Below are 15,694 nucleotides of genomic sequence, written 5' to 3'. Positions count from 1 at the left end.
CGAAACCCGCGAACCCGGAATCCTGCCCCCTGCAGAGTTTCGTCGCTGGAGTCCGGGCTCGCGGCTTCGCCGCGCCCCGGAATGACGACCACCACCCCGTGGCTTACTCGGCGGCCAGTCCGGCGCGGGAGTGGTTCGCGTAGGTCGCCCAGGTCGGCGCGTAGGCGTCGTCGGCCTGGTTGCCCCAGGTGCTCCAGCCGGGCCGGGTGCCGCGGGCGAACAGCTCGAGATAGGGCCCCGGCGAGCACGCCTCGATCAGGGCGTACTGCTCGTCTGGCTTTCGCGAGTGCTCGCGCTTGCGGGTGGCGAGGAAGTTCACCTGGCGGCGGCCGGCCTCGCGGGTGCGGGCGTTCCTGCCCCGCACCCCGAACAGGATCAGCTCGGTGACGTTGCGGAAGTAGAACCCCACCCCGCGCCCGTCCGGGCCGCCGTCCTTCCTCACCTTGTGCCAGACGATGTTGGACTTGTAGGTGAAGCCCCAGGCCCGCATCACGGCGAGCCCTTCGGGCAGCAGCGCGTTGGGCACCCACAGATAGAGATGGGCCGGCTCGGCGGCGAGCGCCGCGACCGGCAGCGCCTCGATCTCGGCCAGCGTCAGCGTGCCGTAGCGCGACAGCCGCCGGTGCTCCGGCGCCATCTTGCCGGTGCGGTTGACGAACTGCCAGGGCGGGTCGGCCAGCACGGTGGCGAAGCGGCGGCCGGCCGCGAAGGCGGCGAGATCGGCGGCGGCGGTGCGATCGGCGGCCATCGTTCGTTCGGTCCAGCGGCACACGACTCGCGGCGGTCACGCCGCGTTCCGTTACATAGCGCGCCGACGTCGGCCGCCGCCAGGGGCGGCGGTCGTGCGGGGATCGTGCGAGGCGGTCGGCCCGCCGCGGCTGCCGTGAATATCACACGCGCGGCAGCGGGGGGGCGGCCGGCTTCTCCTCGGCCGGCGCCAGCCGGGAGGTCAGCGACTGGATGAGATCGATCGGGACCGGGAACACGATGGTCGAGTTCTTCTCGCCGGCGATGTCCTGCAGGGTGGAGAGGAAGCGCAGCTGCATCGACTGCGGCGTGCGGGCCAGCATCTCGCCGGCCTCGACCAGCTTCTCGGCCGCCTGCTGCTCGGCCTCGGCGCCGATGATGCGGGCGCGGCGGTAGCGCTCCGCCTCGGCCTGGCGGGCGATGGCGCGGATCATGCTCTCGTCGATGTCGACGTGCTTGATCTCGACATTGGCGACCTTGATGCCCCAGGCGTCGGTCTGGCTGTCGAGGATCACCTGGATGTCGCGGTTGAGTTTGTCGCGCTCGGCCAGCATCTCGTCGAGCTCGTGCTTGCCGAGCACCGAGCGCAGCGTCGTCTGCGCCAGCTGGCTCGTCGCCATCATGAAGTTCTCGACCTGGATCACCGCCTTGTCGGCGTCGACGACGCGGAAATAGACGACGGCGTTGACCTTCACCGAGACGTTGTCGCGCGAGATCACGTCCTGGGTCGGGACGTCGAGCACGAGGGTGCGCAGGTCGACCCGCACCATCTGCTGCACGAGCGGGACCAGGATGATCAGCCCCGGCCCCTTCACGCCGGAGAAGCGGCCGAGCGTGAACACCACGGCGCGCTCGTACTCCCGCAGGACGCGCACCGCGGCGACGGCGAGACCGACCGCCAGCGCGGCGATCAGCAGCCAGGGAAGGGCGGACGCGAACACGGTCATGGCGGATCTCCTTGCGCGAGCGGATCGGGGGCGGGCGCGACCCGCAGCGTGAGCCCGTGCCGGGCGACGATCCGCACGGTGCGGCCCGGGGCCAGCGACCCGGGGGCGAGGGAGCCGTGCGCCCGCGCCTGCCAGACTTCGCCGTGGATCCGGACCTCGCCCGCGCGGTCGGTCCAGGTGATCACCGTGCCTTCGCTGCCGACCAGGGCCCGGTCGCCGGTGACGACGCGGTGGCGATACGCCCGCCGGGCGACGACGGCCGCCAGCAGCGCATACACCGCGAGCACGGCGGCGAGCCCGGCCAGGACCGGACCGGTCAGCCCGGCCGTCACGGCCGGCCCGTCGAAGACGAGCAGCAGGCCGGCGGCCAGCAGGACGAAGCCGCCGAAGCCCAGCACGCCGAGCGTCGGCAGCACCAGCTCGGCGGCGATGAGGGCGCCCCCGAGCATCGCCAGACCGTATCCGGACCAGCTGCCCAAGACGCCCGCGACGGCCGATGATTCGCCCGGTCCGGCGACCGCCGGCAGGGCGGCCGCCGCCCCCACGAAGGCTGCGGAAAGAACCATCGGACCGCCTGCGACCTCGGTGATGTCGGCGATCGCCGGCGGGGCGGTCCGAAGCCGCCACCGCCCGCCGCCTCGCCGGGACTCGCAGGGGTAACGGTCGGCCGTCGACGGCGTTCCGGTGGCCCGCCTCGGCCGCCCGCGACCCGATGACACCTGCGGCGACAACGGCTAAGACAGGAGGCGATGACAGTGGGCGATTGCCCATCCTCCTTTTGGGAGGCGCCGATGCCGTCGGAATCGTTGCTTCCGCAGCTCAGAAACGCCGCGCTGTTCTGGCTCCTCCTGTTCGCGATCGCCTTCGCGAACGGGGCGCTTCGCGAGCTGGTGCTGGTGCGCCTGCTCGGGCCCGACGCGCTTCCCGTCTCGGGGGTGACCGGCATCCTGGCGATGGTGACCGCCATCGCCCTGTTCGTGCGCGCGGCGCGGCCCGGCTTCGGCGTCGCCTTCGCGATCGGGACGATGTGGCTGGTCCTCACCCTCGGGGCCGAGGCCGCGCTGGTGCTGGCGAGCGGCAAGCCGTTGCGTGCCGTGGTCGACGCCTTCTCGGCCGGTGCGGTGGCGGAGGGCGACCTGTTCGCGCCGCTGGTGGTGTTCGTCGCGCTGGCGCCGCCGCTGTTCGCGCTGCTGCGCCGTCCGCTTCACTGATTCGTCCGCGCCGGAACGCCCGGACTCGCGGGCCTGCTCCGCAGGCGACGGAGTGGAAATCCGCCGCGATCGGGCGCCACTGGCGCCGAAAGCCGCTATCATCGAATCGAAATCGTATCCGAGTATCGAGGCTCGCCATGACCCACCGTCCGTTCCGTCTGCCGCTCGTCGCCGGCCCGTCCGCCCTCGGCCTCCGGGTGGCTGGTCTTCTCGCCGCGAGCCTCGTCGTCGCCGTCTGCGTCCCGGCACGGGCCCAGTCGCCCTGGCCGTCGCAGCCGGAATCGCAGGCCCAGGTCCAGGACCGCTGGCCGGCGCCCACCCAGCAGATGGAGCAGCGCGCTCCGGAGGCGACCGGGGCCCCGGCGTCCGAGCCGGCCGCCAAGCCCCGCCCGGCCCGCAAGCCGAAACCGAAGCCGGCGCCGGCCGCCGAGGGCGATCCCGCCGCCGCGCCGGCCGCCGCTCCCCGCGCCGCCGCCCGCGCCGGGGCAAAGCCGGCCGCCGGCGCGCCCAAGGCGATCGCCTGCTCGGGCGTGTTCGCCAAGAGCTCCACACATCTCGCGCTCGCCACCGCGTTCGATGCCAAGAACGTCGACTTCACCGAGGTCGACGGACCGGAGGGCAGCAAGCTCAACGCCTCGGTGCTGTTCCCGACCGAGCCGAAGCGCCGTCTCGAGGTGCTGTGGCAGAACGAGGCGGCGCGCAGCGACATCGCCCTCATCGTCATCACCGGCCAGTCGGCCTGGACCGGCCCGAAGGGGCTGAAGCTCGGCCTCGGGCTCGCCCAGCTCGAGAAGATCAACGGAAAGCCGTTCAAGCTCTCCGGCTTCGACCAGGACAACGGCGGCTCGGTGGTGGACTGGCAGGGTGGCGCGCTCGACGCGCTGCCGGGCGGCTGCAAGGTGGGCATCCGGCTGGTGCCGGACGCCAAGGCGACCGACGCGGCCAAGGCGCAGGCGGCCGGCAAGGAGTTCGTCTCCACCGACGCCGCCGTCAAGGGCGTCAAGCCGTCGGTCGCCGAGATCCTGTTCGGCTATCCGCAGCAGCAGTAGAGCAGCAGGAGAACCGTCGGTCTCCCGGCGCCGCCTCGTCGCGGCGCCGCCGGGCGCCTGCGCGTCGGGTCAGGCCGGCTTCGGCACGGTCGGCGGCGACGCGGTCGACCGGGTGCCCGCCGCCGCACCGGGGCCCGCGCCCATGCCCCCGCTCGCCGGGGCGGACGCCGACGCGAACGGCCCGGAGCGGGCCGCCTGCAGGGCGGCGCGCGCCCGCGCCCCCGAATCCCCGGCCTTCGGAAGGTCGGCATAGTCGCCGCGCAGCGCCTTGAGGGCGTTGCGCTCGACGTCGATCTCGCGCGCCGTGCGGAAGCCCATCCGCCGCATCACCGGCAGCGGCGGGCACCAGCCCTGGGTGGCGTGCTGCAGCAGGAACCCGCCGACCACGGCCGGGAGGGCGAACCAGCCGCCGCCGCGCGTCAGCGCCAGGAGCGAGCCGGCGAGCCCGATCGCCGCGGCGTTCGCCTGCAGGGCGCGCTCGACGTCCCACTCGGCATCGAGAGCCCGCAGCCGGATCGGGATCTCGTCGGGATGCTCGGCGTAGAACAGCACGTTGCGTTCGATCTGGCGGTCGATCGCCGCGTTGACCTCGGCGTCGGTCATGCGGCGCACGCGCTGCGGCGTGCCGGGAAGCGTGGTGGTGTGGCGGATGGTCATCGGGGGTGTCCGGCTCGTGCGTTCGAAGGGGCGGAGGGAGTGAAGGCGTGGCGCCGCGGCAGCGCCGGGCGCCGCCGCGACGGGCGAGGCGGTGCCGCCGTCAGCGCACGACGTCGGCCACCACGGTGCCGCTCGCGGGCTCGACCAGCAGGACCCGGCCGTTCACCACCGTGTACTGGTAGCCGCGGGTCTGCGGCACCTGGGCCACGATCCGGCGCGGCACCGGCGCCAGCGCGACCGTCTCGGGGACGACCGAGCCGACCGTGTAGGTCACGGTGCGGGGCGCCGGCGCTGCGGCGTATCCGGCGTAGCCGGGCTGCCAGCCGGTGCCCCAGGACTGGCCCCAGGACGGCTGCGCATAGGTCTGCTGCGCATAGGTCGGCGTCACCCGCTCGAGGGTCGCCGGGTCGTAGGAGGACTGCTGGCCCAGCGTCCGGTAGATGACGCTGCGCTGGGTCGGCGCGAGCGCCATCGGCTCGCTGGTGACCCGTCGCGTCGCCGTGCGGGTGCGGGCGGTGCGGGTCGGTTCCGGCTCCACGGCGCGGGCCATGATGGGCGGGGTGCCGCGCCGCACGGTGCGCACCGGCGGCACCGGATCGTCGACCGACTCCTCGATCACCACGGTGCGGGGCGCCGCGGCCTCCGGCGGGGCCGGTTCGGCATAGGGCCGGACCATCACCCCGCCGGCCGGCGGGGGCGGCGCCGCATAGGCCGGAGGCGGCGCGTAGCCGGGCGTCCAGCCGGGCGCCGGGGCCCAGCCCTGCCCATAGGCTTCGCCGGACGGCCCCCAGGTCGGGAACACGGGCACGGTCGAGACCACGGGCGGCGCCATGGTCTGCAGCGGCCGGCGCGTCACCGTGATGCCCTCCGGCCCCCGGGTGATCAGCGTCTCCACCGGCTCGTTGGTGATCTCGCGCGAGATGACGGTCTGGGCCTGGGCGAGGGCGGTTCCGGACAGGAGCGCCACGCCGACGGCGAGCATGCGGGTTGCGGTCATCGAGCTTCTCCGACCTGCGGACGGTACAGCCCAACGCCGGCCCGGAGGTGCCGTTCCGGCGTACCGCCACACGGCTGCGTGAGGCGCTTCGGATCCGTGAATTGCGACGAAGATTCGGCGGCGGCGCGGCAGAGAAAGCCCAATTGAGGCCGCGACCACGTCAAATTGCGCTGAGCTAATCGGGGGATGGCGTGTCGTCACGCCGGCGCCCCGAGGGGGCCCGCCGCGAGGCGGGTCGGGGGCCGGTCCGGATGCGCCGCGGGGACCAGTTCCAACGCAGGAGTACGGGGAAGCATGACCATCACCACCCAGGCGCCGCTGCAGCCGAACGACGACGTCGAGGCTGCCGCCACCTCGTTCGAGGGCGAGATCCGCGAGTTCGTGCGGCGCGACTTCACGCCGGTGCGGCGGCCCGACACGGGCTCGGGCGAGTTCGCCGCGAGCAACATCTCGACGCTGGTGCAGCGTGTCGCCGGCACCTCGCTGGCCGAGATCGAGAACCTGATCGGCGAGCTGCAGACGCTGCGCGACTACATCGCCAGCGAGGGCGAGCGCGTGCAGCGCGAGCTCGCCGGCTACGCCCAGCTCAACCAGGCCGCCATGGCCTCGACCCGCATCATCGCGGAGAGCATGTCGAAGTGGAAGACGCACGTCGACAGCAGCGTGGACGACACCAAGACGGCGTGAGCGGCGGGCAGGCCCGCCGTGACGTGATCAGATCATCGGATGTGGGCGTCGGGCACGACGCCCGACTGCGTCATGCCCGGCCTCGTGCCGGGCATCGACGTTTACGGGCAGGGGCCGGGCGGGCCGCCGGCGGCGCCCGGCGCGGTGTCTCACCCGCGCGACTTGTCCAGCGACAGCTTCTCCTTCAGCGCGTCGATCCGCTGCGAGGCCTCGGCCTTGGTGAGGTCGGGAGCGAAGGCGGCGGGATCGTGTGCCTGCTCGGACAGCGTCTTCAGATAGGACGCCTGAGCGCCCGTCATCGGCTCGCCGCCCGACACCCAGTCGCTCGGATCCTTCTCGGTGTTGCCGGGCGGAGCGGGATCGCGCTTGGGGTCGTGATCAGGACCGGCCGCCGTTTCGGTGTCGCTTCGCTTCGCCATCGCGCGTCCTCACTCGTTCGCCGTGATCACCACCGCGACGCGGCGCGACTCCGGCTCGACCAGCACGACCTGCTTCTCCACCATCGCCACCGCGAACGGCTTCGCCTCGGGCATCAGCGTCACCAGCGTGTCGGGCATCGGCGCCAGATCGACGCCGGGCGGCAGCGTCGCGCCGATCGACACGCGGAAGCCGGTCGGCGCCGCGTGGTTCTTCTGGGTGCGGCTGACGCTCTGATAGATCGTGTGGCGCTGGGCGTCCGTGAAGGTGACGCGCGGTGCCGCGCCCGGGTTCTGGGTGTCCTGGGCCGGCGTCTGCGCCGGCGCGCTCTCCGGGCCGACGATCGCGAGGGCGGCCGCGAGCATCAGGACGGGCAGGCATCGGCGCATGGGGAACTCCTCGGGGGTATGATCCGGGGTTCAACGCCGCCCTTTCGGGCCGGTTCCTGCCGCGGCGCGCCGCCGCCCGCCGCCATGCGGCCGCCGCACGTCTTGATGCGCCGTTAACCCTGTTTCGAATAAGATCCGGCGGGGGAATCGCTCCGGTCCATCGCGCCGCATGGCGCAGCGCTTGCTTCGCGACGCGCGTCGGCGCGCCGCCGGGGCGGGTGCCGCCGGGCAAAAAGGGGGCTGCCGATGATCATGGCACCGCTGTTCGCCGCGCCGCTGCTCGCGGCCTCGCTCGCCGTGACGGTCGCGACCGCGCCGCTCGATCCGGGGCGTGCGGCCGGATCCGGGCGCGCCGCGCTGCAGGGGCGGGTCGACGCCACCACCGACTGCATCGTCCGCGCCATCGCGGCCGATCCGCGCTCCCGGCAGGCGAGCGCCGACCCGGCGGGCCTCGGCGAGCTGATCGTCGATTCGATGCCGGCCTGCGCGACGACCGTGCGCGAGATGATCGACGCCTGGGACGCGTCCTACGGCGACGGGGCCGGCGAGACGTTCTTCATGGGCCCCTATCTCGACGTGCTGCCCACCGCCGCCGGACGGCTGCTGAAGGCCCGCGAGGGCCGGTGACCGGGACGGCTACTTCGCCAGCACCTCGACGACCCGCATGTTGGTCGGGTCGACCAGCACGACGCGGTCCTCGACGACGGTGTATCGGTAGGGCTTCGCCTCCGGGATGTCGGCGAGCGCCCGGTCCGGGAGCATGAGCAGCTCCATCGAGGCGGGCAGCTCGGCGCCGACCTGCGGCTGCACCCCGGGCGGCACCTTCACGTCGCGACGATTCTGACGCACCGCCTGGACGATCGCCACCTTCTGCTCCTCGGTGAGCGGCCGCGGCTGCGCCGGCACGGTGCCGATGCCGCCGGTCGACGGCGCGGCGGGCAGCGGCGGCGGCGACTCCTGGGCGATGGCGGGCGCGACCATCAGGGCGGGCGCGGCGATCAGCGCGCCGGCGACCGCGAACAGCAAAGGACGTGGCATCCGGACAGGCATGGCAACCTCGCGAGCGTCATGGATGTTCGAGAGGCAATGCCGCGCCGCGGCATTCGTTCCCGCGGCGAGGAGTCCAGCCGTCGTCGCGCCTCGTGCCGAGGAGCGTTCGCACAGCGCGGCTTCCATCGTTCCCGGGCCGGCCACCCGGATCGGCGCTTCGTGCCGTCCGGGCACAGGCTCCGGTCGGAGGCCGGAACCCAATCCCCGGACTTTCCGCAACAATTCCGACCGGGGCTATGGATTCCGGACAGCCGCTTCGCGGCTTCCGGAATGACCAGGCGTATCGCTCAACGACCTGCTACGCGCTGATGCGCTCGATCTCGGCGCCGCAGGCGACGAGCTTGTTCTCCAGCCGCTCGAAGCCGCGGTCGAGGTGATAGACGCGGTTGACCTGCGTCTCGCCCTCGGCGGCGAGCGCCGCGATGACCAGCGACACCGAGGCGCGCAGATCGGTCGCCATCACGGGCGCGCCCTTGAGGCGCGGCACGCCGGCGATGGTGGCGGTCTCGCCGTCGAGCCGGATGTCGGCGCCGAACCGGGCGAGCTCCTGCACGTGCATGAAGCGGTTCTCGAAGATCGTCTCGGTGATGTGCGAGGTGCCCTTGGCGCGGGTCATCAGCGCCATCAGCTGCGCCTGCAGATCGGTCGGGAAGCCCGGGAAGGGCGCCGTGGTGACGTCCACCGGGGCGATGCCGGCGCCGTTGCGCCTCACCCTTATGCCCTCGTTGGTGGCGGCGATCTCGGCGCCGGCCTCGACCAGCACGTCGAGCGCGGCCTGCAGGAGCTCGGGCCGCGCGCCCTCCAGCATCACGTCGCCGCCCGTCATCGCCACGGCCATCGCATAGGTGCCGGTCTCGATGCGGTCGGCGAGGACGCGGTGGCGGGTGCCGTCGAGCCGGGCCACGCCCTCGATCTCGATGCGCGACGTGCCGGCGCCCTTGATGCGGGCGCCCATCTTGATCAGGCAGTCGGCGACGTCGACGATCTCGGGCTCCTGCGCGGCGTTCTCGATGACCGAGCTGCCGCGCGCCAGCACGGCCGCCATCAGGGCCGTGTGGGTGCCACCGACCGTCACCTTGGGGAACACCACCTCGCCGCCCTTCAGCCCGTGCGGGGCGCGGGCCAGCACGTAGCCGCCGTCGATCTCGATGTCGGCTCCGAGATTGCGCAGCGCCATCAGGAGAAGGTCCACGGGCCGGGTGCCGATGGCGCAGCCGCCCGGCAGCGACACCTTGGCCTCGCCCATGCGGGCGACCAGCGGCGCGATCACCCAGAAGCTCGCGCGCATGCGCGAGACGAGGTCGTAGGGCGCCGTGGTGTCGACGATGCGCTTGGCCGAGATGTGCAGGGTCTGGCCGTCGTACTCGCCGTCGCCGGGCCGCTTGCCGCCGACCATCACGTCGACGCCGTGATTGCCGAGGATGCGCTGGAGCAGCGCGACGTCGGCGAGGCGCGGCACGTTCTCCAGCACCAGCGGCTCGTCGGTCAGCAGGCTCGCGATCATCAGCGGCAGGGTGGCGTTCTTGGCGCCCGAGATCGGAATCCGCCCGATCAGCGGCCTGCCGCCCACGATGCGAATCCGGTCCATGCTGCCCCCTCTGCCCACCCCGGGCCGGCCCGCGGCATCCTGCCGCCGGCGTGTCTATCCGTCCGTGCCGGATTGCTTGTCAGTGACGATTCCGGCGGAATCGTGGGTCCCGGGCGGGTCGGCCGGCGCGCCGGGCGCCTGCGAGCCGGTCGGTCCGGCGCCGCTGCGGGCCCGCGACTGGGCCTTGCGGCGCTTGAGATTCTCGCGCAACGCGGCGGACAGGCGCTGCTCCCGCGCGTCGCGTTCCCGATCCTTTCCGGTCCCCGCCATGGCGGCCTTAGAGCATGCCGGCCGGACCGGCGCAACGCGGCCGCAGGGGGCCCGGGCCGTCCGAATCACCGCCGGACGGCTCAGTGCGGGGCGCGCTCGACCACGGTCCAGCCGTGCTCGCGCAGCGACCGGCCGGCGAGCGGCGTCACCGTGCCGGACAGCCGCAGCTCGACGCCGCTGCCGAGCCGGCGCTGCTTCACGTCCTGGTCGATGACCGCGACGAGGTCGTTGGCCGGCCCGGTCCAGGCCAGCACGTCGCAAATCATGATCGCCACCAGCTTGCCACCACGGCTGCGGTTGAGCGGGAAGTCGCGCACGTCGACGAAGTCGGCGAGCCGCTCGACCGTCTCGTGATGGGCCGCGATCATCTCGATGCGCTTGCGCATGAACCAGGCGAGCTCGCGGCTCGGCGCCTGGGCGGCGCGGGCGACGAACAGCTCGCGGCCGCCGACGCCGTCGAGCCGGGCCAGCGCCGCGACGATGGCGGTCTGGTCGGCCGGCGTGAACACGGTGGTGTCGAGGAAGGCGGCGGTCGCCTCCGCCGAGATCCTCATGGCGGCGAGCCTCGCCCGGTTGGCGTCACGCAGCTCCGCCGGGGTCTTGTCGCGCACCATCAGGCCCAGATCGGCCGTCGCCTTGCCGGCCGAGACGGCGGTGCCGGCGGCGCCCGGGATGGCCGAGAAGGCCGCGCCGACCGACAGGTTGCCGAGCGCCGTCACCCGTGCCACCTGGGTCATGGCGTCCGACAGCGGCGTGAAGTCGGTGTAGGGGTCGACGCCGAGCCGCCAGGCGATCTCGCGCTTCGCCGCGGCGATGCCGAGCGCGCTCGCCGCCGGCCGGTCCGGGCTGTGGCCGATGTTGGAGAGGGTGGAGCCCATGCGGGTGAACACCTCGCCGACCCCGGTCATGGTGCGGTCGAGCGTACCGGCCGGGTCGCGAATCAGCCCGGTGGCGAGGCCGATCGGCTTCATCGCGGCGCGTGCCGCCGATTCGACGAACACGCTCGAGCGGTTCATCCGCTCCAGCGTGGCGAGGGCGGCGAGCTCGCGCAGCCGCATCTCCAGCATGTCGCGGCCTTCCACCCGGTAGCGGCCGAACGGCGTCTCCAGCCCGAACACCTGCAGGAAGCCGTCGCTCCGCACCGTGTCCTCGACCCGGTAGTTGGGCCCGTGCGCCCGCTCGCCCAGCACGGCGGCGGCCGAGACCATCGGCGGCTCCTCCAGGCCGGCCGCCGGCGCCGCCGGCCCGGGCGCGAAAACGAGGGTCAGCAGGGCCGTCCAGGCGAGGGCGAGCGTGACGGCGACGGCTGTCGGGGATCGAAACGAAAACGAATCGGTCATGGCGATGGTCCTGCCCGCCGCGATCATACCCCCGGCCCGCCGGGTCGGCCTCCGAAATCCCCGCCTCGCCCTTGCGCCCCCCCGGCCCTTGTGGCATGGAACCGCCGTTCCCGCCCGGTGCGTCGCACGGACCGCGCGAGCCTGATGCTGCCGTAGCTCAGTGGTAGAGCACTCCCTTGGTAAGGGAGAGGTCGACAGTTCAATCCTGTCCGGCAGCACCAGCAGAACCGCTGATTTCTCGAACGAATGACGATCGCGTCCGCTCTCGACAGCGGAGGCTGTCGCTGGTCGCCGGGGTCCCAGCCCGTCATCCCGGGGCGGCGCACTCGGGTCGGCGCTTCGCGCCGCCCGAGCACAGGCTCCGCGCCGAGCCCGGGATCCATAGCCCCTGTCGTTCCGGGAAGCCCCCGCCCTGCTGGGGCCCATCGAAACCGGGAGCATGGATTTCGGGGCGGGGCTGCGCGCGCGGTCAGCTCGCCTTCGTCACGGCCGGGATGATCCAGGAGCCGTCCAGGATCGACGGGGCGTTCTCGTCCGGCCAGTAGAGCCGCAGCATGAGGTAGAACTTGCCCTTCGGTGCCGGCAGCCAGTTCGCCTCCTTGTCCGGCCCGGGGCTCTCGGCCTGGACGTAGACGATCAGCGATCCGTCCGGCTCGAGCCTGGGGTTCGTCCGCATGCTCATCGAGTAGCGGTTGATCGGGTTCGCGACGAAGAAATACTTGTCGTCGTACATGGTCAACGACCAGAACCCCTTGGCCGGCGGCAGCTCGCCCTTGGCGAAGCGGAGGACGTACTTGTTCGACCCCTCGTAGGCCTTGCCGTGGGCGTCCTTGAGCGAGGTCGGGTACACGGCGTCCTGCGGCCGGTTGGCACCGAGCCCGATCGCCGTGACGAGGGCCCGCTGCAGGTAGTCGGTGCCGTAGGTGCCGGTCTTCAGGGTGAAGCCCCAGCCGTTGACGTCGGAGACGTCGCCGCCGCTGAACTTGAAGTGCAGCATGATGCGGTCGAACGACAGCTCCGGCAGCCGCCTGTCCCAGCGATGATCGACGGTGTTCGGATCGAACGGCTGCCCGGCGACGAGGCCGATCCGGCGGAAGTGCTCCATCGCCGGAGCGTCCTTGGCGGATGGCGGATTGCGCTTCATCAGGTCGGCCAGCAGCGTGAAGTACTCGACCGCGGTCATGCGGTTCACCTGGTCGCGGACCGGAGTCGTCATGTCGATCGCCGGGTCGACCTTGCCGGCCGGAGCCTCCCAGCTCTTGCCGCGCACCGACAGCGGATACAGCCTGAACTGGTCCTGCAGGGCGTGCACGGCGGCGTAGTCTTCCGGCGTGCCGGTGCAGTAGATGCGCCCGAGCATCCAGACGACGCTGGTCGGCGACTTCAGCTGGGTGAGCCCGGTCGGGACCGGTCCCGACCAGTTCGGGCCGGTGATCAGATAGGCCTGTGCCTGCGTCCCGGTGGTTCGGGTGCCGGGCACCGCGAACACGTCGGTCCAGCCGCTGAGGAACGGCAGCAGGAAGTAGCGCCCCTTCATGTCGGGCACCTCGACCACCCACGGCTCGTCGCCGACATCGATCCACGCCGTGGTGTAGAGCGTGTCGGCGTTCGGCGCCGTGACGTCGCGGAAGCTCGCGTCCGGGTACTGCCGCAGCTTGACGACCCGGCCCATCGGCGCGCGCGTGCCCTCCGGCGCGGCCACGTTGGTCATCACCCGCCGCGTCATCTCCATCGTCACGAGCGGGTAGCCGAACACATAGGCGTCCGACGCGATCTTGAACTCCTCGGCGCCGTAGATCAGGTCGCGCAACGGCCCGTCGAAGGACAGGGCCGGGTGGCCCGTCGCGCTCGCGGCGAGAAGTGAAAGTCCGCCCAGCATCGTGTCTCTGCGGGAAACCATGAAGCACCTCGTGAGCCAGCCAAGTGCATCGCAGTACCTCTTCGAAGCTACTACGACCGGCCCGCAGCGATATGCAGAATTGGACCAGCGACGCGCGATGACGCGCATGTGATGGTGCTGTCACAGGCGCGGGAGACTGGTCGGGCTAGCCGGATTATGCGAGAGGCCGCGGTTCCTGGACAATTGTCGATCGCAACGGCAGCCCGAGCCTGCAATGGCAGGTCTGGGCTCGTCCCGCGAGGTGCCCCCTCACGCCCCCGCCGGCACCGGCGGGACGTAGGTCAGCGGGGTGTGCGGCAGGGGCGGGAGCGTGACGGTGATCGGGTCGCCGGGCTTCACCTCGCCGCCCCGGACCACGATGCTCATCACGCCGCATTTGCGCACGACGCCTGCGGCCGTGCGCGCGACGAGCTGGCTCATCAGGCCGGGCTGGAACCGGTCGATCTGGACGCACGGGTTCCGCAGGCCGGTCAGCTCGATCACGGCCTCGGGGCCGAGGGCGAGCCGGGTGCCGGTCGGCAGCGCCAGCAGGTCGAGATCGCGGGTGGCGATGTTCTCGCCGAGCTCGCCGGGCCGGACGACGTGGCCCCTGCCGCGCAGCTCGTCCAGCGTCTCGGTCTGGATCAGGTGCACCTGGCGCAGGTTCGGAACCTTGCCGAACTTCCGGATGTGATAGACGTGCTGGTCGTGCGGGCCGGCATGCGCGTCGCCCTCGACGCCGAGTCCCGCGATCAGCTGGACGGCGTGGCTCGCCGCCTTGCTGAAGGCGTGCGCCGCGCTGCGATGCACGGAGACCACGACAGGCCGGGTGATCACGTCGGGCATTCGGGGGCGCCTCCTGGTTGCGGCGCGACCGCCGCCTGCGCGGCATGCGGCCGTCACCGGCCGCCGACATACACCATCGCGCGGCGGCTGCCGATCTCCGATCGGACGAACGCATTCGTCTGGAGCCGTGCAAGGCGGCGGACAGGCCCCTTCACCCCAGGATCGCCTTCACCTCCAGGTACTCCTCGAAGCCGAACACGCCGAACTCGCGGCCGTTGCCGGACTGCTTGTAGCCGCCGAACGGCAGGCTGCGGTCGAAGGCGGCGCCGTTGATGTAGACGCGGCCGGCCCGGATGCGCTCGGCGACCGTTCGGGCCCGCGCGCGGTCCTTCGACTGCACGAAGCCGGCGAGGCCGAACGGCGTGTCGTTGGCGATGGCGATCGCCTCGTCCTCGCTGTCGTAGCCGATGATCGACAGGACGGGGCCGAAGATCTCCTCCCGCGCGATGCGCATCTGCGGCGTCACGTCGCCGAACACGGTGGGGCGGACGTAATGGCCGCGGTTCAGCCCGGCCGGCCGGCCGGGACCGCCGGCGACCAGCGTCGCCCCCTCGTCGATGCCGGACTGGATCAGATCCTGCACCTTGTCGTACTGGGCCCGGCTCACCAGCGGCCCCATGGTGGTCGCCGGATCGAGCGGGTCACCGAGCCGGATGGTGTCGATCGCGTCGCGCGCCGCCGCGAACGCCGCCTCGCGCGCCGCGCGCGGGATCAGCATGCGGGTCGGCGACTGGCAGTTCTGGCCGGCATTGGTGTTACAGGCATGGACGCCGGCGATCACGGCGGCGCGCAGGTCGGCATCGGCCAGGATGATGTTGGCGGACTTGCCGCCGAGCTCCTGGGCGACGCGCTTCACCGTGTCGGCGGCGAGCTTCGCCACCCGCACGCCGGCCGCCGTCGAGCCGGTGAACGACACCATGTCGATCTCCGGGTGCGAGGCGATCGTCTCGCCGACCGTCGGCCCGTCGCCGTTGACCAGATTGAACACGCCCGCCGGCACGCCGGCGTCGTGCAGGATCTCGGCGAACAGCAGGGCGCTGAGCGGCGCGATCTCGCTCGGCTTCAGCACCACGGTGCAGCCGGTCGCCAGCGCCGGCGCGACCTTGGACGCGACCTGGTTGAGCGGCCAGTTCCACGGCGTGATCAGGCCGCAGACGCCGATCGGCTCGCGCCGCACGGTGCCGGCGCCCATCGGCTCCTCGAACCGGTAGGTCGCGAGCACGCGCTCGGCCTCCTCGAAATGGAACAGCGCCACGGTCGCCTGCCGCTCGGTCGCGAAGGTGATCGGGGCGCCCATCTCGAGCGTCATCGTCCGGGCGAGCTCCGGCAGCCGCGCGCGGAAGCCGGCGATGACGGCGCGAAGAACGGCGAGGCGGTGGTCGACCGGCGTCTCCGACCAGGTGGCGAAGGCACGGCGCGCCGCCCGCGCAGCCCGGTCGACGTCGTCGCGGGAGCCGAGACTGATCTGCGCGACGATCTCCTCGGTCGCCGGGTTCGCCACGCCGAGCGTGGCCGGCACGGCCGGATCCACCCAGGCGCCGTCGATGTAGAACGTCAGATGGTCCATGATCTCCTCCCCGCGTCCTCGTTTTCTCGTTGGGCTCGCTGGCTGGTGCGGCA

The 15,694-nt window shown here is 72.3% G+C and carries 17 protein-coding genes and 1 tRNA gene; 5 read left to right on the top strand and 13 right to left on the bottom strand.

The features are described from left to right. Positions 1-103: 103 nt before the first annotated feature. From J2S22_RS05045 to J2S22_RS05035, 3 genes are all read right to left on the bottom strand, one after another. Positions 104-748, bottom strand: a complete 645-nt coding sequence (locus J2S22_RS05045) for an MT-A70 family methyltransferase (protein WP_272777202.1) — start codon at positions 746-748, stop codon at positions 104-106. A gap of 142 nt (positions 749-890) precedes the next feature. Next, positions 891-1,694, bottom strand: coding sequence for a slipin family protein (locus J2S22_RS05040; protein ID WP_272777201.1), 804 nt, complete (start codon positions 1,692-1,694; stop codon positions 891-893). Beyond that, positions 1,691-2,260, bottom strand: a complete 570-nt coding sequence (locus J2S22_RS05035) for an NfeD family protein (RefSeq protein WP_272777200.1) — start codon at positions 2,258-2,260, stop codon at positions 1,691-1,693. Before J2S22_RS05035 ends, J2S22_RS05040 begins: the two co-directional genes overlap by 4 nt. A 225-nt stretch (positions 2,261-2,485) precedes the next feature. On the opposite strand from J2S22_RS05035, the gene J2S22_RS05030 reads away from it, so the two are divergent. After that, a complete protein-coding gene (locus J2S22_RS05030; RefSeq protein WP_272777199.1) occupies positions 2,486-2,905 on the top strand; it encodes a hypothetical protein in 420 nt (139 codons plus the stop codon). Between the two features lie 137 nt (positions 2,906-3,042). Then, on the top strand, positions 3,043-3,954 hold the full coding sequence (locus tag J2S22_RS05025) for a hypothetical protein (protein ID WP_272777198.1): 912 nt from the start codon (positions 3,043-3,045) through the stop codon (positions 3,952-3,954). 69 nt (positions 3,955-4,023) lie between these two features. Here J2S22_RS05025 and J2S22_RS05020 read toward each other — a convergent pair whose 3' ends face one another. Together J2S22_RS05020 and J2S22_RS05015 are read right to left on the bottom strand one after the other, a co-directional pair. Beyond that, the gene (locus J2S22_RS05020; RefSeq protein WP_272777197.1) at positions 4,024-4,611 is read right to left on the bottom strand and encodes a YgaP family membrane protein; all 588 of its coding nucleotides are present in this window, start codon (positions 4,609-4,611) and stop codon (positions 4,024-4,026) included. Between the two features lie 100 nt (positions 4,612-4,711). After that, on the bottom strand, positions 4,712-5,608 hold the full coding sequence (locus J2S22_RS05015; protein ID WP_272777196.1) for a DUF1236 domain-containing protein: 897 nt from the start codon (positions 5,606-5,608) through the stop codon (positions 4,712-4,714). 294 nt (positions 5,609-5,902) lie between these two features. On the opposite strand from J2S22_RS05015, the gene J2S22_RS05010 reads away from it, so the two are divergent. Next, positions 5,903-6,295 carry a hypothetical protein gene (locus tag J2S22_RS05010; RefSeq protein ID WP_272777195.1) on the top strand — a complete coding sequence of 131 codons (393 nt, stop codon included), beginning with the start codon at positions 5,903-5,905 and terminating at the stop codon, positions 6,293-6,295. Positions 6,296-6,444: 149 nt separating this feature from the next. On the opposite strand, the gene J2S22_RS05005 is transcribed toward J2S22_RS05010, so the two are convergent. Both J2S22_RS05005 and J2S22_RS05000 read right to left on the bottom strand, forming a co-directional pair. Then, positions 6,445-6,714: a DUF3072 domain-containing protein gene (locus tag J2S22_RS05005; RefSeq protein ID WP_272777194.1), complete on the bottom strand. Its 270-nt coding sequence runs from the start codon at positions 6,712-6,714 to the stop codon at positions 6,445-6,447. 9 nt (positions 6,715-6,723) lie between these two features. Further along, positions 6,724-7,101, bottom strand: coding sequence for a DUF1236 domain-containing protein (locus J2S22_RS05000; RefSeq protein ID WP_272777193.1), 378 nt, complete (start codon positions 7,099-7,101; stop codon positions 6,724-6,726). Between the two features lie 246 nt (positions 7,102-7,347). Between J2S22_RS05000 and J2S22_RS04995 the strand changes: the two genes are divergently transcribed. Then, positions 7,348-7,728 carry a hypothetical protein gene (locus tag J2S22_RS04995; RefSeq protein WP_272777192.1) on the top strand — a complete coding sequence of 127 codons (381 nt, stop codon included), beginning with the start codon at positions 7,348-7,350 and terminating at the stop codon, positions 7,726-7,728. Between the two features lie 9 nt (positions 7,729-7,737). Here J2S22_RS04995 and J2S22_RS04990 read toward each other — a convergent pair whose 3' ends face one another. The 3 genes from J2S22_RS04990 to J2S22_RS04980 all read right to left on the bottom strand — a co-directional run bounded on the left by J2S22_RS04990 (position 7,738) and on the right by J2S22_RS04980 (position 11,349). After that, positions 7,738-8,139: a DUF1236 domain-containing protein gene (locus tag J2S22_RS04990; RefSeq protein ID WP_272777191.1), complete on the bottom strand. Its 402-nt coding sequence runs from the start codon at positions 8,137-8,139 to the stop codon at positions 7,738-7,740. Positions 8,140-8,449: 310 nt separating this feature from the next. Continuing rightward, positions 8,450-9,739 carry a UDP-N-acetylglucosamine 1-carboxyvinyltransferase gene (gene murA, locus J2S22_RS04985; protein WP_272777190.1) on the bottom strand — a complete coding sequence of 430 codons (1,290 nt, stop codon included), beginning with the start codon at positions 9,737-9,739 and terminating at the stop codon, positions 8,450-8,452. 350 nt (positions 9,740-10,089) lie between these two features. Next, positions 10,090-11,349 carry a hypothetical protein gene (locus J2S22_RS04980; RefSeq protein WP_272777189.1) on the bottom strand — a complete coding sequence of 420 codons (1,260 nt, stop codon included), beginning with the start codon at positions 11,347-11,349 and terminating at the stop codon, positions 10,090-10,092. A gap of 146 nt (positions 11,350-11,495) precedes the next feature. Here J2S22_RS04980 and J2S22_RS04975 point away from each other — a divergent pair. Next, positions 11,496-11,570 (top strand) — tRNA-Thr (locus J2S22_RS04975). Positions 11,571-11,818: 248 nt separating this feature from the next. On the opposite strand, the gene J2S22_RS04970 is transcribed toward J2S22_RS04975, so the two are convergent. From J2S22_RS04970 to J2S22_RS04960, 3 genes are all read right to left on the bottom strand, one after another. Further along, positions 11,819-13,249 (bottom strand): DUF1254 domain-containing protein, encoded by a 1,431-nt coding sequence (locus tag J2S22_RS04970; protein ID WP_272777188.1) that lies wholly within the window; start codon positions 13,247-13,249, stop codon positions 11,819-11,821. A gap of 249 nt (positions 13,250-13,498) precedes the next feature. Further along, on the bottom strand, positions 13,499-14,074 hold the full coding sequence (locus J2S22_RS04965; RefSeq protein WP_272777187.1) for an MOSC domain-containing protein: 576 nt from the start codon (positions 14,072-14,074) through the stop codon (positions 13,499-13,501). Between the two features lie 151 nt (positions 14,075-14,225). Then, the gene (locus J2S22_RS04960; protein ID WP_272777247.1) at positions 14,226-15,644 is read right to left on the bottom strand and encodes an aldehyde dehydrogenase family protein; all 1,419 of its coding nucleotides are present in this window, start codon (positions 15,642-15,644) and stop codon (positions 14,226-14,228) included. Positions 15,645-15,694: the final 50 nt, after the last annotated feature.

This window comes from Rhodoplanes tepidamans (assembly GCF_030813915.1).
GTDB classification, from domain to species: domain Bacteria; phylum Pseudomonadota; class Alphaproteobacteria; order Rhizobiales; family Xanthobacteraceae; genus Rhodoplanes; species Rhodoplanes tepidamans.
This window is presented reverse-complemented; position numbering and strand designations above follow the sequence as displayed.